Below are 18,770 nucleotides of genomic sequence, written 5' to 3'. Positions count from 1 at the left end.
GAGTGGACGGTTTGGCTGCGCGCCTTTTTAGTGGGCGCAATTCGCCCCAGCGACAACCGGGAACCTGAGAGGGGATCAACATGAGTGTATTTCACGACCTGACGTTGAAGGCGCTGAACGGCGAAGACCTGCCCCTTGCCCCATTCAAGGGCCAGGTGGTGCTGGTGGTCAATGTCGCCTCCAAGTGTGGTCTTACGCCGCAATACGCGTCGCTGGAAAAACTCCAGCAGCAGTTCAAGGGCAAGGGTTTCAACGTGCTGGGGCTGCCGTGCAACCAGTTTGCCGGCCAGGAGCCAGGCAGCGCGGATGAGATCCAGGCGTTCTGCAGCCGCAACTATGGCGTGAGCTTCCCACTGAGCGAGAAGCTCGACGTCAACGGCTCCGAGCGGCATGCCCTGTACCGGCTGCTGGCCGGCGAGGGCGCCGAGTTTCCTGGTGATATCACCTGGAACTTCGAGAAGTTCCTGGTGGGCAAGGATGGTCGCGTGCTGGCGCGTTTCGCGCCACGTACCGCGCCGGACGATCCAGCCGTGGTGCAGGCGATCGAGAAGGCCTTGGCCTGATTTGCAGCCTGTGGGAGCGGCTTTAGCCGCGAAGCAGGCAACGCGGTGCTGGGCACCGGCTATGCCGGTGTTCGGTGCTAAAGCCGCTCCCACAGGTTCGCGCGAATCAGCAAGCGCTGTGCAGTTCTGTGAGATCTCAGCCTGCCCCGCGCTCATCTGGGATACCTGCCAATCACCCCGATCAATAATGCTGTGCCCACCCACCCGCTACCCCTAAGCTCAGGCGCATTTCCTCACCCGTCGGGAGCGCCGCATGTCCAGCAACCCTCTGTTCCAGCCTTTCACCCTTGGCACCCTCGACCTGCCGACCCGCGTGGTCATGGCACCGATGACCCGTACCTTCTGCCCCGGTGGCGTACCCCATGATGGCGTGGTCGAGTACTACCGCCGCCGTGCTGCTGCCGGGGTCGGCCTGATCATCACCGAAGGCACCACGGTTGGTCATAAGGCCGCCAACGGCTATCCCAACGTTCCACGCTTCTACGGCCAAGATGCGCTGGCCGGCTGGAAACGCGTGGTCGAAGCCGTACATGCCGAAGGCGGGCGGATCGTGCCGCAGCTGTGGCATGTGGGCAGTGTGCGCCGGCTGGGCACCGAGCCGGATGCCAGCGTGCCGGGCCATGGCCCGAGCGGCAAGGACAAGGACGGCAAGGTCGTGGTCCATGGCATGAGCCATGACGACATCCGCGAGGTGATTGCCGCCTTCGCCCAGGCTGCCCGTGATGCCCAGGCCATCGGCATGGACGGCGTCGAGATCCACGGCGCCCATGGTTACCTGATCGATCAGTTCTTCTGGGAAGCCAGCAACCGCCGCGATGACCAATATGGCGGTGACCTGGCCGGGCGTTCACGCTTTGCCATCGAACTGATCCAGGCCGTGCGTGCTGCGGTGGGGCCGGATTTCCCGATCATCTTCCGTTTCTCCCAGTGGAAGCAGCAGGACTACAACGCGCGCCTGGTTCAAACCCCGCAGGCCCTGGCGGCGTTCCTCAAGCCGCTGTCCGAGGCGGGTGTGGATATCTTCCACTGCTCTACCCGGCGTTTCTGGGAGCCGGAGTTCGATGGCAGCGAGCTGAACCTGGCCGGCTGGACCCGTCAGCTCACCGGCAAACCGACCATCACCGTGGGCAGTGTCGGCCTGGACGGCGAGTTCCTGCAGTTCATGGTCGATACCGACAAGGTGGCCAAACCGGCCAGCCTGGAAGGGCTGCTGCGCAGGTTGCAGGCCGAGGAGTTCGACCTGGTGGCCGTGGGTCGTGCCCTGCTGGTAGATGCGCAGTGGGCGCAGAAAGTGCGTGAAGGGCGTGAGGCGGATGTGCTGCCGTTCAGCCGCGAGGCGCTGACGACCCTGGCTTGATCGCCACGGCATGGGCTGGCGCCTGCTCGCTCACGTGCACGCCAGCACGGCAGGCGTCGCGCAGGTACCCTTCGAACTGCTCGACGATCGCCGGCCAGCCCTGGCGGCTGGCATGCTGGCGGGCGTTGAGGCGCACCCTGCGCAAGGTTTCGTTTTCTTCCAGCAGCCAACAGGCGGCGTCGATGAACGCTGCCTGGTCACCCGGCATGGCCAGGGCGCCGCTGTGGCCATGACGGATGTGCTGGGCGGCGGCGGCCTCATCGTAGGCAACCACCGCCAACCCCGAGGCCATCGCCTCGAGCACCACGTTGCCAAAGGTCTCGGTCAGGCTCGGGAACAGGAACAGGTCGCCGCTGGCGTAATGTTCGGCCAGCTGTTCGCCACGTTGCGCACCGCAGAACAGGGCATCTGGCAACTGCTGTTCAAGGCTGGCGCGCTGCGGACCGTCACCCACCATGATCAGGCGCAGCCGGCGCTGTGGATGACGTGCTTGCAGCGTGTCCAGGGCAGGGCGCAGCAGGGCGAGGTTCTTTTCCGCAGCCAGGCGCCCGACATGCACCACGGCAATGTCATCGGCCGCCAACCCCCACTGCTCACGCAGGGCCTGGCTGCGCCGCGCCGGGTTGAACAGGCAGGCATCGACACCCCGCGCCAGCAGGCCGAGGTTTTCGAAGCCGCGTCGCTCCAGGGCCAGGCGCTGGCTGGCGCTGGGTACCAGGGTGATCGTGGTGCGCCGGTGGAACCAACGCAGGTAATGGGTGAGCAGCCGCGTCAGCAGGCCCAGGCCGTACTGGCCCGAGTACTGTGGGAAGTTGGTATGAAAGCCACTGACCACCGAAATACCCAGGCGCCGCGCCGCGCGCAGGGCGCTCAGGCCCAGCGGGCCCTCGGTGGCGATGTACAGCACGTCCGGGCGCTGGCGGCGCCAACGCCGCAGCAACTTGTGCATCGACACTTCGCCCCACTGCAGCCCGGGGTAGCCCGGCAACGGCCAGCCCCGGCACAGCAGCAGTTCACCCTCCGTATCGGGCATGCTGTCGGCCGCCTGTCGCGGGCGGATCACCTCTACCTGATGGCCCCGCTGGCGCAGCCCGGCATCGAGGCGGCCAAGGGTATTGGCCACGCCGTTGATCTCCGGTGGGAAGGTTTCGCTGACCAGGGTGATGCGCAGGGACGGTGTATTCATGTGCAAAAGTTTCCGTCGCACCCGTTGCGGGTATGTGACGGCTTTGTGACGTCTGGATGACGCCTGATTTTCGGCGCGTTGCGCAGATGAATTATTGCCATCAACCGCTCAAGAATCCCTGGGGCGCAGCCGATGAAGATGCATTCGACTATGGTGTGCGCTCCGGGAGAGCGGTGATGTTCAACAGCAAACTGAAGCAAGAAATCCAGCAGCTGCGTGAAGAGCTGATGTCCATCGAACAAGTCAAGAACAGCCTCGACAGCGAAATGCTGGTGCTCCAGCTCGACCCCCAGGGGCGCATCGAGACGGTCAACGGCAATTTCGAGACCGAGATGCTCTACCGCGCCGAGCAACTGATCGGGCGCAACATCGAAGACATCGTGCCGGCCCACGTCAAGAAGCTCGATTTCTACCAGCGCATGAAAACCGCAATCACCCGTGGCGAGCATCTGAACGGCGCATTCCGCCTGCTGCGCGGCAACGGTGAAGAAGCCTGGCTGCGCTCGATCCTGCAGCCGGTGAAGAACAGCAGCGGGCAGATCAAGTACTTCACCCTGCATTCCAGCGATCTGACCCGCACCATCGAAACGTCGCGTGAACATGAAAGCCTGATCAAGGCGTTGATGCGCTCCACCGCCGTGATCGAATTCAACCTCGACGGCCAGGTGCTGACCGCCAACGACCGGTTCCTGCAGGGCATGGGTTACAGCCTGGAGCAGGTGCGTGGCAAGCATCACCGCATGTTCTGCGATCCGGAAGAGGCAAACTCGCCGGAGTACAAGGCATTCTGGGAAAAGTTGCGCCGCGGCGAATTCGTTGCCGAGCGCTTCAAGCGCATCGACGCCCATGGCCGCACCGTGTGGCTGGAAGCCTCGTACAACCCGATCATCGACGCCCACGACGTGCTCTACAAAGTGGTCAAGTTCGCCACGGTGATCACCGACCAAGTCAACCAGGAGCTGGCGGTGGCCCAGGCTGCGGACATCGCCTACAACACCTCGCTGGAAACCGACAGCTGCGCGCGCAAGGCCACCGACGTGGTTACCCAGACCGTGGACGTGATGCGCGGGCTGGAAGGCTCGATGCAGGATGCCGCCGACGGCATCCAGGCGCTGGACAAGCAGTCCAAGGTGATTGGCGCGATCATCAAGACCATCAGCGACATCGCCGGCCAGACCAACCTGCTGGCGCTCAACGCGGCCATCGAGGCCGCCCGCGCTGGCGAGCAGGGCCGTGGCTTTGCGGTGGTCGCCGACGAAGTGCGCCAGCTGGCTTCGCGTACCAGCAGCGCCACCGAAGAAATCGCCAAGGTGGTGCAGCAGAACGAGCAACTGGCCCAGGCGGCGGTGGACATCATCGACACCAGCAAGCGCCAGGCCGAACAGGGCCTGGCCCTGGCAGCCGATACCGGCGGGGTGATCGTGGAGATCCAGGAAGGCGCGAAGAAGGTGGTGGATGCGGTGGGGCAGTTTTCCAGCCAGTTGAGTCACTGACCCATTCGCATGACCTGCGCTGGCCTCATCGCCGGCAAGCCGGCTCCCACATGGATCGCGTCGTACCTGTGGGAGCCGGCTTGCCGGCGATGAGGCCATTGCAAGCAACACAAGACAGTTGTGCCCTCACGCGCTTAATTGCGCTCGCGCACCCAGAACAAAGTAGCCCCGGCCACCGCCGCCGGCATCATCACCACGTTGACCCCAGGGATCATCAGCGCCAGATAGGTGATGCCGCCAAAGCCCAGCGACTGCCAGCGCTTCTGGCGCAGCCAGGCCAGCATGTCCTGCCAGCTCATCTTGTTGTTGTCCGCCGGGTAGTCGATGTACTGGATGGCCATCATCCACACGCCGAACACCAGCCACAGCGGCGCGGCGACCACGTTGATCACCGGGATGAACGACAGGATGAACAGGCCGATGGCGCGCGGCAGGAAGTAACCGAGCTTGCGCATTTCACGGCCGAAGGTACGCGGCACCATCGCCACCAGCTCACCCCAGCTGAACGCCGGGAAGTTGTCCTGGCCGCGCACCACCACTTCGACTTTCTCGGCGAGGAAGCCATTGAACGGCGCGGCGATGACGTTGGCCAGCATGGTGAAGGTGAAGAACACCATCAACAACACCAGGGCAACGAACAGCGGCCAGAGAATGTAGGAAAGAAAGCTCAGCCAGTCGGGCAGGCTGGGCATCAGCGCATCGACCCACAGGCTGAACTCGTGGCCGGCGAACCAGATCAGCCCGCCGAACAGCAGCAGGTTGACCGCCAGGGGCAACAGCACGAACAGCCGCAGGCTCGGGCTGAGGATCAGTTTCAGGCCTTCGCGCAGGTATTGCGGGCCAGAAAGGACGGGGGCTTGCATCGGAACGCTCCGCAGAAGGAAAACGCGCTGACCTTACCGAGTTTGCCGTTTCGACGAAAGGCGCCCGCTGCCTGCGAAACGGTCTGTAACAAAGCGTATGGACAATCCCTATCGGTTTTCTCCTTGGATAGAGACTCTCTATAAGGTGGATTGTCGAAGGATATTTCCTTAATCTCTGCGGCCTCGCTACAGTGCGCTCAACTTTTCGTTTTTGGGCCGACGCGTTGTAGCACTTCCCCAAGTGCTGCGTGGGTCCCTTTTAATTCCAGCTGGCACAGCCGGCATCCCGATGCCGGCCCGCTGCGGCCCGCTCGACAGGAGTTCGACATGTCTGAAGTACGTCATTCGCGCGTCATCATTCTGGGTTCCGGCCCTGCCGGTTACAGCGCCGCGGTATATGCCGCCCGCGCCAACCTCAAGCCGCTGCTGATCACCGGCATGCAGGCCGGCGGCCAGCTGACCACCACCACCGAAGTCGACAACTGGCCGGGCGACCCCCACGGCCTGACCGGCCCGGCCCTGATGCAGCGCATGCAGGAACACGCCGAGCGTTTCGAGACCGAGATCGTCTTCGACCACATCAATGCCGTCGACCTGGCCAACAAGCCGTTCACCCTGCGTGGCGACAGCGGTACCTACACCTGCGACGCACTGATCGTCGCCACCGGTGCCAGCGCCCGCTACCTGGGCCTGCCGTCGGAAGAAACCTTCATGGGCAAAGGTGTTTCGGCCTGCGCTACCTGCGACGGTTTCTTCTACCGCAACAAGCCGGTTGCCGTGGTCGGTGGCGGCAACACTGCCGTGGAAGAGGCGCTGTACCTGGCCAACATCGCCAGCAAGGTCACCCTGGTGCACCGCCGCGATACCTTCCGCGCCGAGAAGATCCTGATCGACAAGCTGCACGCCCGCGTGGCCGAAGGCAAGATCGAGCTCAAGCTCAACGCCACCCTCGACGAAGTACTGGGCGACAACATGGGCGTGACCGGTGCGCGTCTGAAGAACAACGACGGCAGCTTTGACGAGATCAAGGTCGACGGCGTGTTCATCGCCATTGGCCACACCCCGAACACCTCGCTGTTCGAAGGCCAGCTGACCCTGAAGGACGGCTACCTGGTAGTGCACGGCGGCCGTGAAGGCAACGCCACCGCCACCAACGTCGAAGGCGTGTTCGCCGCCGGCGACGTGGCCGACCACGTCTACCGCCAGGCCATCACCTCGGCCGGTGCCGGTTGCATGGCCGCACTGGACGTAGAGCGTTACCTGGACGGCCTGGCCAACGCCGCGCACTGATGCATCAGGGGCTGCCTTGTAGCCCTTTCGCCGGCAAGCCGGCTCCCACAGAATCAGCGCATGGTTTGTGTTTGATGCGGTCGGGGTGGGAGCCGGCTTGCCGGCGATGAAGTCAGCACCGATCCAGAAATGAAAAAACCGGCCCTATGGCCGGTTTTTTTGTGCCTGTGGAAAACCTTACAGGCTCAGGCGCATCGACAGGTCTACCGCCTTCACATCCTTGGTCATGGCACCAATGGAGATGTAGTCCACTCCGGTCTCGGCGATCACCCGCAGGGTGGTCTCGTTGACCCCGCCGCTGGCCTCGAGCTTGGCCTTGCCGGCGTTGATGCGCACCGCCTCGCGCATTTCATCCAGGGTCAGTTCGTCGAGCATGACGATATCGGCCCCGGCCGCCAGTGCCTGGCGCAGCTCGTCCAGGCTTTCCACTTCGATTTCCACAGGCTTCCCCGGGGCGATGCGGTGCGCCGCAGCCACTGCCTGGGCCACGCCGCCACTGGCAGCGATATGGTTTTCCTTGATCAGGAAGGCGTCGTACAGGCCAATGCGGTGGTTGTGGCAGCCACCGCAGGTGACCGCGTACTTCTGCGCCAGGCGCAGGCCCGGCAAGGTCTTGCGGGTGTCGAGCAAGCGCACCTGGGTACCCTCGACCAAGTCGGCGAGCAAGCGTGCGCGGGTGGCCACGCCCGAGAGCATCTGCAGGAAATTCAGCGCCGAGCGCTCACCGCTGAGCAGCGAGCGTGCCGGGCCTTCGAGGTGGAACAGCACCTGGTTGGCGCTGGCCCGCTCGCCATCCGCCACCTGCCAGTGCACCGCCACCCGTGGGTCGAGCTGGCGGAACACGGCATCCACCCAGGCCGTGCCGGCAACCACGCAATCTTCGCGGGTGATGATGGTCGCCTTGGCCAGGCGCTCGGCCGGGATCAGCTGGGCGGTGATGTCGCCGCTGCCGATGTCCTCGAGCAGCGCGCGGCGCACGTTGGCTTCGATTTCGGCGGTCAGGTCGGCGAGGCGTAGGTTCGGCATGGTCGGCTCCACAAGCTAGATGGCGGCGATTATAGGGCAGGGGGGCGGTGTGTACAGCAGCGCGGACGATGACCGTTGGTCGGGCTCTGCGAGTGATTGCGGTAAAGCACGGTCTGTTGAGTCGTGCGAAAGGCACGCTGGCAGCTGTAATGATTTTCACAGATAATGGCGCCTTGTATTTGGCGTCATAGCTTTGACGATTTTTGCGCGGTCGATTACGCAACATCCATCAAGGAGTCCGGGATGCATGAAGAAGGCAAGGTGGTGCCCTTGGCGGCAGCCATCGATCGAGGTGCGCAAACGCCCTCGCCCAGCCTTCCGTTGTTGCTCCTGCAAGTGCGTGACAAGGCTGCGCTTCAGCTGCGCCAAGGCCTTCAGGCTTTGTTCGACAATGCCGACGACACCCTGTTCGAGATGGCCGACAAGGCCAGCGATCGTCTTGATCAGAATCTGCACTTCGAGGCCATGCGTGACTTGCGCCTCAAGCGCAAGAGCATAGAGCGCGGCTTCCTCGACACCTTCTACCAGGCCTTCGCCCTGATCGGTCAGGCCGATGCCATGGCCGCACCGGCGCATTCCGCCGTGGTCCAGGCGATGGTCGACCGTGTACTGTCGCGCGACGGTTTCGACTTGCTGCAACTGAACCTGCGCTGCGCCGCCCTGCTCGAGCAGGGCCTGGACCCGGCCTGCAACCCGCTGGGGCCTGGCAACCTGTGTGGCTACTTCCTCACTGCCGGGCGCAACCTGGGCGTGGGGCCTGAGGTCAAGCAGGTCCTGCTCAAACTGTTCGAGCGCTATGTGTTGCGCGACCTCGACCTGCTCTATGGCGAGGCCAACCAGTTGCTCGTCGCTGCTGGCGTGTTGCCTGACCTGGCGCCCGCGCCACGCCGTCGCGCCGACGATCGACGCAATATTCCCCGCAGGGTGGCGGCCAGCCCTGCGCAAGAGAGGGGCGCCGGGGTCGACGTTGCCGGTCAGGCGTTCTTCGCCTCCCTGCAAGCCCTGCTGGCCCCTGTTCGCGGGCGTATAGCGCCGCGCCTGCAGGCGGCCACCGACGCACAGCCGATCAGCACCGGCGACCTGCTGCGCCTTTTGACCCACCTGCAGCATTATGTTCCGGGCCCCGGCGAGGCAGACGATTTCGACCTGGGCATGCAGCTCGAACAGCTGGTGCTGCGGGTCAGCGTGCGCAGCGGCACACGCCGCTATATCGCCACCGGCGACGAAGACATGATCAACCTGTTCGGCCTGCTGTTCACCTTCATCGACGCTGACCACAACCTGCCAGCGACAGTGCGCGCGCTGGTCGGCCGCCTGCATATCCCGCTGCTCAAGGTTGCCCTGATCGACAAAGGCCTGTTCAGCCGCGCCAGCCACCCGGCACGCCGCCTGCTCAACGAGATCGCCGCCGTGGCCATCGGCTGGGAGGCCGACGGCGAGGGCCTGCACCGACGCGTCGAGCGCATCGTCCAGCGGCTGCTCAAGGACTTCGCCGAAGACTGTCAGCTGTTCGACGAACTGCTCGACGAGTTTCTTGCCTTCAGCCAGGACGAACGGCGGCGCAACGAACTGCTCGAGCAGCGCACCCGCGACGCCGAGGAAGGGCGCGCACGGGCGTTGCAGGCCAAGCTGCGGGTACAGCAGGCACTCAACCTGCGCCTGCGCGGCCGGGTGTTGCCGCAGGTGGTGGTGCAGATGCTGGAGCAGGCCTGGAGCCAGGTGCTGCTGCTGGCCTGGCTGAAGCAGGGCGAGGCGTCTGCGGCCTGGCGCGCTGGCCTGGCGACGGTCGACCAGTTGCTGGCCAGCATTGCCCCGCAACGGGAACCTGCGCAGTTGCTGGAGCAGCTGCCCGGCCTGCTCAAAGCGTTGCGCGAGGGGCTGGCTGGCGTGGCGCTGGACGCCGCGGCCACCCGTGATTTCTTCCAGCACCTGGAGCAGCTGCACCAGCGCGCTTGCGGCGGCCCGTGGGTGGCCGATGATGCGTTGCAGGAGGTGTGCGTACAGGCCGATATCGTCCTGGCCACTGCCGACGAAACGCCCCGTGGCCCTTGCCTGGACATCGATGAACAGGCGCCCGCGCAGCGCCTGGTGGAACACTTGCGCATCGGCGCCTGGATCGAGGTGCTGGACGACGAAGAGCCACTGCGCTGCAAGCTGGTGGCCCGCATCGACGGCAGCGACCGGCTGGTGTTCGCCAACCGTACCGGCATGAAAGTGCGCGAATGGAGCCACGCGGGCCTGGCCCAGGCGCTGTGCCTGGGCCAGGTGCGCACGCTCGATGACGGGCAGTTGTTCGAGCGCGCACTGGAGGCCGTGCTGGCGCGGCTGCGTGCCGAGCAGGGCATTGGCTGAACAATCATTTACATGCAAGCGCTGCACGTGCGCGGCATACTAAACGCCTGCCCCCGGCGTCATTCAGGATCTGCCCCATGCAATTGGACCATGCGACCGGCTGGTTCACCGGCGTAAGCCACTGCCCTTCACCGAACTGCAATGCCCGCCCTGACGGCGAGGCGATCTCGCTGCTGGTGATCCACAACATCAGCCTGCCACCGGCCTGCTTCGGCACCGGCAAGGTCCAGCAGTTCTTCCAGAACCGCCTCGACCCGAACGAGCACCCCTATTTCGCCAGCATCAGCCACCTGACCGTGTCGGCGCACCTGTTCGTCGAGCGCGACGGCGCGGTGACCCAGTTCGTCTCGCTGCTCGACCGCGCCTGGCACGCCGGCGTGTCGCGCTTCGAGGACCGTGCAGGCTGCAACGACTTTTCCATCGGTATCGAGCTGGAAGGCACCGACGACTTGCCCTACACCGATGCCCAGTACAGCGCCCTGCGCCAACTCACCCAAGCGATTCGCGCAGCCTGGCCGGTGATCGACCTGCAGCGCATTTGCGGCCATAGCGATATCGCCCCGCAACGCAAGACCGACCCAGGCCCGGCCTTCGACTGGCCGCGCTACCGCGACGCTGTGCAACGCAATGAGGACAAGGCATGAGCTTTCTGGTGTTGGTGCTGGCGCTGTGGTTCGAGAAGTTTTCGTCGTTGCGCCAACGGTTGCAGCGCGACGGTTTCTACCTTGGCGAACTGGTGCGCCTGGAGCGCAGCGGCAAGGTTCACCCCTGGTGGACCCTGGCCATCCTGATCCTCGCCCCGGTGGCGCTGCTGGTCCTGCTGCTGCATGTGCTGGAGCCGGTAGCCTATGGCTTGCTGGCGCTGCCGGTGCATCTGCTGGTGCTGATCTACAGCCTCGGCCGCGGTGACGTCAAAGCCGCCCTTGGCCCGTTCCGCGATGCCTGGCGCCGTGGCGACGACCAGGCCGCGCTGCACGTGGCCGAGCGCGACCTGGGGCTGGCCGCCGACGATGCCATGGGCCTGATCAAGCGGGCCCAGGGGCATCTGCTGTGGCAGGCCTACCAGAGTTTCTTCGCGGTGATCTTCTGGTACTTCCTGCTCGGTCCGGCGGCGGCGCTGGCCTACCGCTTGCTGGCCTTGACCGGCGAAAACAGCCGCCAGCCGGCGCTCAAGACCCTCGCCGAGCAACTGCGCCATGCGCTGGACTGGCTGCCGGTACGGGTGCTGGCGGTGAGCTTTGCCCTGGTCGGCAACTTCGTCGCAGTCACCCGGGTGATGCTGCACGAACTGCTCGACTGGCATATCAGCGCCGGTCATCTGGTGGCCAAGGTCGGCCGGGTAGCCGACGACATTCCCGAGGAAGAAGACCGCCAGCGCGGGCTGGAGCGGCTGGACAGCCTGTGGGAACTGCTGCTGCGCAGCGCGGTGCTGTGGTATGCCTGTTTCGCCCTGTGGACGGTGCTGGTCTGACGCAAGGGTTGAGCGCGGGTCGCTTAACCTTAAGTTACAAACCTTGAATTCATTCTGCGTTATACAAAGTGTTTGGCCATCGATGGCCAAGTGCTACCCCGCAGAACAACAAGAATTCAAGGAGGTGACCTGTGAAGCGTCTGCTCTATCCGGCCATCGCGCTGATGAATCGGCTGAGCTTCGGCATGAAGTTCAGCCTGATCAGCGTCCTGTTCTTCCTGCCCATGCTGGTCACCAGCTTCTATCTGGTACGTGACGCCTATAACCAGTTCCACGCCACCCGCGTCGAGCTGCAGGGCCTGGCCCCGCTGGGCGAGAGCCTGGCGTTGCGGGGCGACCTGGAAACCCTCGGCAACCTGCTGCAGATCAACGCCGTACTTGGCCAGTCGGGCCAGGCCGGTGATGTGGAAGGCCGTATCGCCAGCTTGCAGGACAAGGTCCAGGCCCGGCTCGAGGCGCTCAAGGGCAGCGACCCGCCCCTCGAAGCCAAGCGCGCCGAGCTGGCCGACGCCTTCACCCGCGCCCGCGGCGAAACCTCGTTGCAGAACAAGGCCGCGTTGTTCGAAAAACTGCTCGCCCAGGCCCAAGTGCTGGGCAAGCTGGTTGCCAGCCAGTCGGGCCTCAACCAGGACAGCCAGGCCTCGGTGCGTCAGCTTGGCGAGCTGATCGGCAGTGCCACGGCGCAGGTCACCCAGGCCCTTGGCGAAGGGCGGGCGATGGGCTCGGTGGCCTTGGGCCGCGGCTTCATGGACTCCGCCGGCAGCGCCCGTTTCGAAGACCTGCTGCAACGCCTGGAGCGGCTCTCTGCCGACTACGCCATTCGCCTGGACGACGCCCTGGCTGCCGACAACCGGGCCAAGGCGGCGCTGGCGGCCAGTGCCCAGGCCAGCCAGGCCACGGTCAAGCAGGCCGCCAGCCTGTTCGAGGACCAGGTGGTGGTGGCCGAGACCCTGGACGCGCCCTGGGCCGGTTTCTACCAGCAGACCAGCGAGCTGATGGCCCAGACCTACCGCCTCAACGACGCCGTGCTGGCTCAATTGAACGGGCAACTGGAAGACCGCCTCGCCCAGCACCGCGTGCGCATGGTCGCCCTGGTCGCCGCGCTGGCCACGGTGTTCGTGCTGATCATCTACCTCTACAGCGGCTTTTACGTGTCCACCCGCGAAACCCTGGGCAAGCTCGGCAGCGCCATGGACAAAGTGGCCGCCGGCGACATGACGGTGAGTTTCCAGGCCAGCAGCCAGGACGAACTGGGCGAGCTGGGCCGTGGCTTCAGCGAGACCGTGCGGCGCATCCGCGGGTTGATCGAACAGGTCGGCCATACGGTAGCCACGGTCGAGGAACAGGCCGGCCAGGTGTTGTCGGTGTCGGCGCGCAGCAACCAGGCGGTTGGCGGCCAGCGCGAGCAGATCGAGCAGGTGGCCACGGCCATGAACCAGATGACCGCCACCGCGCTGGAAGTGGCGCGCAGCGCGGCGCTGGCGGCCGAGGGCGCACAACGGGTCAACCACGAAAGCGCCTCGGGCCGCGACCTGGTCGAAAGCCAGCAGGGCAGCATCGCCCGCCTGGCGGGGGAAATCGACCAGAGCGTGGTGGCGGTCAACCAGCTGGCCGCCGACAGCCAGGCCATCGGCCGGGTACTGGAGGTGATCCGCAGCATAGCCGAGCAGACCAACCTGCTGGCCCTCAACGCCGCCATCGAAGCCGCCCGGGCCGGCGAGCAGGGCCGCGGCTTTGCGGTAGTGGCCGATGAAGTACGCACACTGGCCAGGCGCACCCAGGACTCCACCGAGGAGATCGCCCAGATGATCGAGCGCCTGCGCGAGGGGGTCGGTGCGGCGGTGCGGGTGATGGGCAGCAGCCACCAGATGGCCGCCGGCACGGTGGACGAGGCGCGCCAGGTGCAGCAGGCGCTGGGCAACATCCTTGGCGCGGTGAGTGGCATCGTCGAGCAGAATCAGCAGATCGCGGCAGCGGTGGAGCAGCAGACCGCCGTGGCCCACGACATCGACCAGAACATCGTGGCGATCAACCGGGCCGCCCAGGACACTACCGAAGGCGCCTGCCAGACCGAGGATGCCAGCCGGGCGTTGTCGGTGCAGGTGGTGGAGTTGAAGCGGTTGATCGGGGCGTTCAGGGTTTAGTGACTGCCTGTACCGGCCTCATCGCCGGCAAGCCGGCTCCCACAGGCCGTCACTGTGGGAGCCGGCTTGCCGGCGATGAGGCCGGTAGGAGCACCACACAACTACCAGCCAAACAGCTCGCCGGCATTACGGCTACTGGCCTCGGCCAGCAGCCCGACGTCAACCCCCATCACCTCGGCCAGCGCCGCGGCGATCTCCGGCAGGTGCTCCGGGCTGTTGCGCATCCCCGGGTACATCACCGGCGCCATGTCCGGCGAGTCGGTCTCCAGCACCACGCTGTCCAGCGGCAGGCGCGCCAGGGTCTTGCGCAGCCGCAACGCCTGTGGCCAGGTCGCCGCGCCGCCCAGGCCCAGCTTGAACCCCAGCTTGAGGTACTCGCGCGCCTCTTCGTAACTGCCGGCAAAGGCATGGATGATCCCCGCCCGCTGCGGTTTGTAGCGTTTGAGCGTGGCGATCACCTGGGCGTGGCTGCGGCGCACGTGCAGCAGGGCCGGCAGTTCGAAGTCGCAGGCCAGTTGCAGTTGGGCTTCGAACAGCGCTTGCTGGCGCTGCGGGTCAAGTTCCGGCAGGTAGTAGTCCAGGCCGAACTCGCCCACCGCGCACAGGCGCGGGTCGCCACGCAGGCGCTCCAGCCAGTCGCGCAGATGCACCAGGTGCTCTGGGCGATGCTGATCGAGGTAGACCGGGTGCAGGCCGAGTGCGGCGTACAGGCGCGAGTCACTGCAGGCCAGCTCCCACACGCGCTGGAAGTTGGCCTGGTACACCCCCAGCACCACCATCCGCTCCACCCCGCGCGCCGCCGCGTTGGCCAGCAGTTGCGGGCGGTCTGCGTCGAAGTCGGGGAAGTCCAGGTGGGTGTGGGTGTCGATCAGGCGCATGTCAGGCGCCCGGAATGCGTTGCTTGAAGGTGCGACCGATGGCGTGCACGCCGGGCTCGTAGCGCTTCTCTTCGATGGCGGCCAGCGCCAGCTCCAGCGCGGTGGCGGCGATCAGCCCGTGCTGCTGGGCCATGGCGTTGACCGGCAGTGGCAGGAAGTCGAGCAACTGGTTGTCACCGAAGGTGCCCAGTTGCAGCTGGCGCGAATCGGCCGGGCGCGCCTGCAAAATGTCGAACACCCCTTGCAGCAGCACATAGGAGGTGGTCACCAGGGCGTCCGGCAGGCCGCCGTGTTCGGCGATCAGTTGCTGCATCAGGCGCTGGCCGCACTCGCGGCTGAACGCATCGCCCTGGTAGCGGCGCACTTCACCGGCATAGGCCTGCATGGCCTCGTCGAAGCCACCGGCGCGGGCCTGGCTCACCGACAGCTCGGGGCGGGCGCCGATCAGCGCGATGCTTTGTGGGCGGGTTTTCAGCAGGCTCTCGGCGAGCTGGCGGCTGGCGTCGCGGTCGTCGCTGATCACCGAGCAGAAGTGCGCCGGGTCCAGGCGCCGGTCGATGGCGATCACCGGCAGGCCCTTGTCCTGCAGCTCACGGTAGCTGTCGTCCTCGGGCGGCAGGCAGCTGGCGACGAACAGCGCATCGCAGCGGCGGGCGCGGAACAGTTGCTGCAACTGGTGCTCGCTGCCGGGCTGGTCGTCGCTGCTGGCGATCAGCAACTGGTAACCACGGGCGCGGGCGCCCTGTTCCAGCTGCTTGGCGATGCGGGCGTAGCTGGGGTTCTCGAGGTCGGGGAGAATGAAGCCCAGGGTGCGGGTGTGCCGGCTGCGCAGGCCGGCGGCCTGCGGGTTGGGGGTGAAGCCATGGGCCTCGACCACCGCGCGCACGCGCTCGACGGTACTGTTGCTGATGCGCTGCTGCTCGGCCTTGCCATTGATGACGTAGCTGGCCGTGGTCACGGACACACCGGCCAGACGGGCGATATCGCTGAGTTTCACCGAATTTTCCTTGTTATTTCCGGGGCTGACTGCTTGCCTGACCGGGTAGTTTCACCCAAGCGCAGGCCCGCGCGCAGACGACCATTGTCGCAATTGTCCGACAGGATGGGGCTTTTTCGTCGGCAGATTATCGAGTAACGTGGCCGCTTGGTCAGATTAATCGTTTCAGCTTGGCTGATTTTTCCTGCTTGCCACATCCAGCCTGGCCACTTGCGCTGATCAATTGAACGGCTTTTGCCGGAAAAATCCACAACAATACCTCGGTACCCCACCTGGGCGCCGGAAAGGAGAAGGTCATGCTCGAGCTTGCCGTGGAGCAGATTGCCATGGGCCAGAAGGCTGCCGACAAAGGCGAGGCGTTGGCCTTGCTGGCCGCGCGGCTGGTGGCCGACGGGCTGGTTGCCGAGGGCTATGTCGACGGCTTGCGCGCCCGCGAGGCGCAGGGCTCGACCTTCCTCGGCCAGGGCATCGCCATCCCGCATGGCACACCGCAGACCCGCGAGCTGGTGTTCGCCACCGGCGTGCGCCTGCTGCAGTTCCCCGAAGGGGTGGACTGGGGCGACGGGCAGATTGTGTACCTGGCCATCGGTATCGCCGCCCGTTCCGACGAACACCTGCGCCTGCTGCAACTGCTCACCCGCGCCCTCGGCGAGACGGACCTGGCCGAGGCCTTGCGCCGTGCCGGCAGTGCCGAGGCCTTGCTCAAGCTGCTGCAGGGCGCCCCCCAGGAACTGGCGCTGGATGCGCAACTGGTCGGCCTCAACCTGGCCGCCGAAGACTTCGACGAACTGGCCTGGCGCGGTGCACGCCTGTTGCAGCGCGCCGGCTGTGTCGACAGCGGTTTTGCCGCCGTACTGCAACAGGCCGAGCCGCTGCCCCTGGGCGAAGGCCTGTGGTGGCTGCACAGCGAGCGCCAGGTGCGCCAGCCGGGCCTGGCCTTCGTCACCCCGCAAACACCCCTGCGTTACCGCGATCAGCCACTCAATGGCCTGTTCTGCCTGGCCAGCCTCGGTGCCGCGCACCAGGCCTTGCTCGAACGCCTGTGCGAAGTGCTGATCGAAGGCCGCGGGCAGATGCTCTACCAGGCCACCAGCAGCCGCGCCGTGCTCGAAGTGCTCGGCGGTGAAGCGCCTGCCGACTGGCCCAGCGCCCGGGTGGCGCTGGCCAACCCCCATGGCTTGCATGCCCGCCCGGCCAAGGAACTGGCGCAGCTGGCCAAAGGTTTCGAAGGCGAGATCCGCGTGCGTGTGCTCGACAGCCCCCAGCCTGCGGTTTCGGTCAAGAGCCTGAGCAAGCTGCTCAGCCTGGGCGCCCGGCGTGGCCAGGTGCTGGAGCTGATCGCCGAACCGGGCATCGCCAGTGACGCGCTGCCGGTATTGCTGGCCGCCATCGAGCAAGGCCTTGGTGAGGAGGTGGAGCCACTGCCGGCCGTTACCCAGCCTGTCACCGAGGCATCCGCGCAGGTGCTTGAGGCACCGCTGCCCGGCAGCACTGTCCAAGGCGTCGCGGCAGCCCCCGGGATTGCCAGCGGGCCGGCCTTTGTGCGGGTCGAGCGCGACATCGACTACCCCCTGCGCGGCGAGTCCCCGGCACAGGAGCGCCTGAAATTGCGCAGCGCCGTGGCGGCGGTGCACACCGAGCTGCAGGCCCTGGTGCAGCGCAGTGACAAGGCCATCGGCGAAATCTTCGTCACCCATCAAGAGATGCTCAGCGACCCGGCCCTGATGGACGAGGTCGAGCTGCGCCTGGCCCAGGGCGAAAGCGCCGCCGCCGCCTGGATGGCCGTGATCGACGCCGCCGCGCGCCAGCAGGAGGCCCTGCACGACACCCTGCTGGCGGAGCGCGCAGCCGACCTGCGCGACATCGGCCGGCGGGTGCTCGCCCAGCTGTGCGGTGTGCAGCAGGCCGCCGAGCCGACACAACCCTACGTGCTGGTGATGGCCGAAGTGGGCCCCTCGGACGTGGCGCGCCTGGACCCGGCACGGGTTGCCGGCATCGTCACCGCCCAGGGCGGCGCCACTGCCCACAGCGCCATCGTTGCCCGCGCCCTGGGCATCCCGGCGGTGGTCGGTGCCGGCGCGGCGATCTTGCTGCTCGACAGCGGCACGCCGCTGTTGCTCGACGGCCAGCGCGGGCGTGTCGCCATTGCCCCGCCCGCCGATGAACTGCAACGCGCCCTGGCCGAACGCGACGCCCGCGAGCGGCGCTTGCAGATTGCCTGGGCCAACCGCCATGAACCGGCAGTGACCCGCGACGCCCACCGCGTCGAAGTGTGCGCCAACATCGGTGAAAGCAGCGGCATCGACAAGGTGGTGGAGCAGGGCGCCGAAGGCGTTGGCCTGCTGCGCACCGAGCTGATCTTCATGGCCCACCCGCAGGCCCCCGACGTGGCCACCCAGGAAGCCGAATACCGCCGCGTGCTCGACGGCCTGGGCGGGCGGCCACTGGTGGTGCGCACCCTCGACGTGGGCGGCGACAAGCCCTTGCCCTACTGGCCGATTGCCGCAGAGGACAACCCCTTCCTCGGCGTGCGCGGCGTACGCCTGACCCTGCAGCGCCCGCAGGTGATGGAAGAGCAACTGCGGGCTCTGCTGCGCGCGGCCGACAATCGCCCCCTGCGGATCATGTTCCCCATGGTCGGGCAGGTGCACGAGTGGCGCGCCGCCAAGGCCATGGTCGAGCGCTTGCGCCTGGAAATCCCGGTGAGCGACCTGCAGGTCGGGATCATGGTCGAGGTGCCGTCCGCCGCGCTGCTGGCCCCGCAGCTGGCGCGTGAGGTGGACTTCTTCAGCATCGGCACCAACGACCTCACCCAGTACACCCTGGCCATCGACCGCGGCCACCCGAGCCTTTCGGCCCAGGCCGACGGCCTGCACCCGGCCGTGCTCCAACTGATCGACATGACCGTGCGCGCCGCCCACGCCGAAGGCAAATGGGTGGGTATCTGCGGTGAACTGGCGGCCGACCCGCAGGCGGTCGCGGTGTTGCTGGGGCTGGAGGTGGACGAGTTGAGCGTCGCCGCCCGCAGCATCCCCGAAGTAAAGGCACTGGTGCGCCAGGCCACCCTATCGACGGCCCGCGCCCTGGCGCGCGAGGCCCTGCAACAAGACAGCGCCGAAGCGGTCCGGGCGCTGGTGGAGCGTTACTGAA

Annotated in this window: 14 protein-coding genes and 2 pseudogenes; 11 read left to right on the top strand and 5 right to left on the bottom strand. The window is 66.2% G+C overall.

Annotated elements, in window-relative coordinates:
* Positions 1-80 precede the first annotated feature (80 nt).
* Positions 81-563 carry a glutathione peroxidase gene (locus tag EJA05_RS23820; protein WP_125860313.1) on the top strand — a complete coding sequence of 161 codons (483 nt, stop codon included), beginning with the start codon at positions 81-83 and terminating at the stop codon, positions 561-563.
* A gap of 253 nt (positions 564-816) precedes the next feature.
* Positions 817-1,920 (top strand): NADH:flavin oxidoreductase, encoded by a 1,104-nt coding sequence (locus EJA05_RS23810; RefSeq protein WP_125860311.1) that lies wholly within the window; start codon positions 817-819, stop codon positions 1,918-1,920.
* Here the strand turns inward: EJA05_RS23810 and EJA05_RS23805 are convergent.
* Positions 1,889-3,106, bottom strand: a complete 1,218-nt coding sequence (locus EJA05_RS23805; RefSeq protein ID WP_125860309.1) for a glycosyltransferase family 4 protein — start codon at positions 3,104-3,106, stop codon at positions 1,889-1,891. The two genes, EJA05_RS23810 and EJA05_RS23805, sit on opposite strands and share 32 nt — an antisense overlap.
* 56 nt (positions 3,107-3,162) lie before the next feature.
* Between EJA05_RS23805 and EJA05_RS28940 the strand changes: the two are divergent.
* Positions 3,163-4,053: pseudogene (locus EJA05_RS28940) on the top strand (PAS domain-containing protein); the annotation flags it as partial.
* Positions 4,054-4,167: 114 nt separating this feature from the next.
* The gene (locus EJA05_RS28935) at positions 4,168-4,599 is read left to right on the top strand and encodes a methyl-accepting chemotaxis protein (protein ID WP_371923703.1); all 432 of its coding nucleotides are present in this window, start codon (positions 4,168-4,170) and stop codon (positions 4,597-4,599) included.
* A gap of 134 nt (positions 4,600-4,733) precedes the next feature.
* On the opposite strand, the gene cysZ is transcribed toward EJA05_RS28935, so the two are convergent.
* Entirely contained in the window at positions 4,734-5,462 is a 729-nt protein-coding gene (gene cysZ / locus EJA05_RS23795) for a sulfate transporter CysZ (protein WP_125860305.1), read from the bottom strand.
* 327 nt (positions 5,463-5,789) lie between these two features.
* Between cysZ and trxB the strand changes: the two genes are divergently transcribed.
* Positions 5,790-6,752: a thioredoxin-disulfide reductase gene (gene trxB, locus EJA05_RS23790; protein ID WP_028689829.1), complete on the top strand. Its 963-nt coding sequence runs from the start codon at positions 5,790-5,792 to the stop codon at positions 6,750-6,752.
* Between the two features lie 177 nt (positions 6,753-6,929).
* Here the strand turns inward: trxB and nadC are convergent, their stop codons facing one another.
* Positions 6,930-7,778: a carboxylating nicotinate-nucleotide diphosphorylase gene (gene nadC / locus EJA05_RS23785; protein ID WP_125465493.1), complete on the bottom strand. Its 849-nt coding sequence runs from the start codon at positions 7,776-7,778 to the stop codon at positions 6,930-6,932.
* Between the two features lie 243 nt (positions 7,779-8,021).
* Here nadC and EJA05_RS23780 point away from each other — a divergent pair, with 243 nt between their 5' ends.
* The 5 genes and pseudogenes from EJA05_RS23780 to EJA05_RS28925 all read left to right on the top strand — a co-directional run bounded on the left by EJA05_RS23780 (position 8,022) and on the right by EJA05_RS28925 (position 13,745).
* Entirely contained in the window at positions 8,022-10,130 is a 2,109-nt protein-coding gene (locus tag EJA05_RS23780; protein WP_125860303.1) for a DUF1631 domain-containing protein, read from the top strand.
* A 77-nt stretch (positions 10,131-10,207) separates the two neighbouring features.
* Positions 10,208-10,774: a 1,6-anhydro-N-acetylmuramyl-L-alanine amidase AmpD gene (gene ampD / locus EJA05_RS23775; RefSeq protein ID WP_125860301.1), complete on the top strand. Its 567-nt coding sequence runs from the start codon at positions 10,208-10,210 to the stop codon at positions 10,772-10,774.
* A complete protein-coding gene (gene ampE / locus EJA05_RS23770) occupies positions 10,771-11,601 on the top strand; it encodes a regulatory signaling modulator protein AmpE (RefSeq protein ID WP_125465490.1) in 831 nt (276 codons plus the stop codon). Before ampD ends, ampE begins: the two co-directional genes overlap by 4 nt.
* Before the next feature lie 164 nt (positions 11,602-11,765).
* Positions 11,766-12,887, top strand: a pseudogene (locus tag EJA05_RS28930) (HAMP domain-containing protein); the annotation flags it as partial.
* A gap of 144 nt (positions 12,888-13,031) precedes the next feature.
* A complete protein-coding gene (locus tag EJA05_RS28925) occupies positions 13,032-13,745 on the top strand; it encodes a methyl-accepting chemotaxis protein (RefSeq protein WP_371923702.1) in 714 nt (237 codons plus the stop codon).
* Positions 13,746-13,846: 101 nt separating this feature from the next.
* Here EJA05_RS28925 and EJA05_RS23760 read toward each other — a convergent pair whose 3' ends face one another.
* Both EJA05_RS23760 and cra read right to left on the bottom strand, forming a co-directional pair.
* Complete coding sequence (locus tag EJA05_RS23760; RefSeq protein ID WP_125860297.1) at positions 13,847-14,623, bottom strand: TatD family hydrolase; 777 nt, start codon at positions 14,621-14,623, stop codon at positions 13,847-13,849.
* 1 nt (position 14,624) lies between these two features.
* The gene (gene cra, locus EJA05_RS23755; RefSeq protein ID WP_125860296.1) at positions 14,625-15,620 is read right to left on the bottom strand and encodes a catabolite repressor/activator; all 996 of its coding nucleotides are present in this window, start codon (positions 15,618-15,620) and stop codon (positions 14,625-14,627) included.
* Positions 15,621-15,916: 296 nt separating this feature from the next.
* Here cra and ptsP point away from each other — a divergent pair, with 296 nt between their 5' ends.
* Positions 15,917-18,769 carry a phosphoenolpyruvate--protein phosphotransferase gene (gene ptsP / locus EJA05_RS23750; RefSeq protein ID WP_125860294.1) on the top strand — a complete coding sequence of 951 codons (2,853 nt, stop codon included), beginning with the start codon at positions 15,917-15,919 and terminating at the stop codon, positions 18,767-18,769.
* The last annotated feature ends 1 nt before the right edge of the window (position 18,770 follow it).

Source organism: Pseudomonas oryziphila (assembly GCF_003940825.1).
Lineage (GTDB): Bacteria > Pseudomonadota > Gammaproteobacteria > Pseudomonadales > Pseudomonadaceae > Aquipseudomonas > Aquipseudomonas sichuanensis.
Note: the sequence above shows the minus strand (reverse complement) of the source record. Positions and strands in the feature narration are given on the sequence as shown.

Excerpts from the sequence above, each read along its gene's own strand:
- EJA05_RS23820 (WP_125860313.1), top strand. The coding sequence starts at position 81 with ATGAGTGTATTTCACGACCTGACGTTGAAGGCGCTGAACGGCGAAGAC.
- EJA05_RS23810 (WP_125860311.1), top strand. The coding sequence starts at position 817 with ATGTCCAGCAACCCTCTGTTCCAGCCTTTCACCCTTGGCACCCTCGAC.
- EJA05_RS23805 (WP_125860309.1), bottom strand. The coding sequence starts at position 3,106 with ATGAATACACCGTCCCTGCGCATCACCCTGGTCAGCGAAACCTTCCCA.
- EJA05_RS28935 (WP_371923703.1), top strand. The coding sequence starts at position 4,168 with ATGCGCGGGCTGGAAGGCTCGATGCAGGATGCCGCCGACGGCATCCAG.
- cysZ (WP_125860305.1), bottom strand. The coding sequence starts at position 5,462 with ATGCAAGCCCCCGTCCTTTCTGGCCCGCAATACCTGCGCGAAGGCCTG.
- trxB (WP_028689829.1), top strand. The coding sequence starts at position 5,790 with ATGTCTGAAGTACGTCATTCGCGCGTCATCATTCTGGGTTCCGGCCCT.
- nadC (WP_125465493.1), bottom strand. The coding sequence starts at position 7,778 with ATGCCGAACCTACGCCTCGCCGACCTGACCGCCGAAATCGAAGCCAAC.
- EJA05_RS23780 (WP_125860303.1), top strand. The coding sequence starts at position 8,022 with ATGCATGAAGAAGGCAAGGTGGTGCCCTTGGCGGCAGCCATCGATCGA.
- ampD (WP_125860301.1), top strand. The coding sequence starts at position 10,208 with ATGCAATTGGACCATGCGACCGGCTGGTTCACCGGCGTAAGCCACTGC.
- ampE (WP_125465490.1), top strand. The coding sequence starts at position 10,771 with ATGAGCTTTCTGGTGTTGGTGCTGGCGCTGTGGTTCGAGAAGTTTTCG.
- EJA05_RS28925 (WP_371923702.1), top strand. The coding sequence starts at position 13,032 with ATGAACCAGATGACCGCCACCGCGCTGGAAGTGGCGCGCAGCGCGGCG.
- EJA05_RS23760 (WP_125860297.1), bottom strand. The coding sequence starts at position 14,623 with ATGCGCCTGATCGACACCCACACCCACCTGGACTTCCCCGACTTCGAC.
- ptsP (WP_125860294.1), top strand. The coding sequence starts at position 15,917 with ATGCTCGAGCTTGCCGTGGAGCAGATTGCCATGGGCCAGAAGGCTGCC.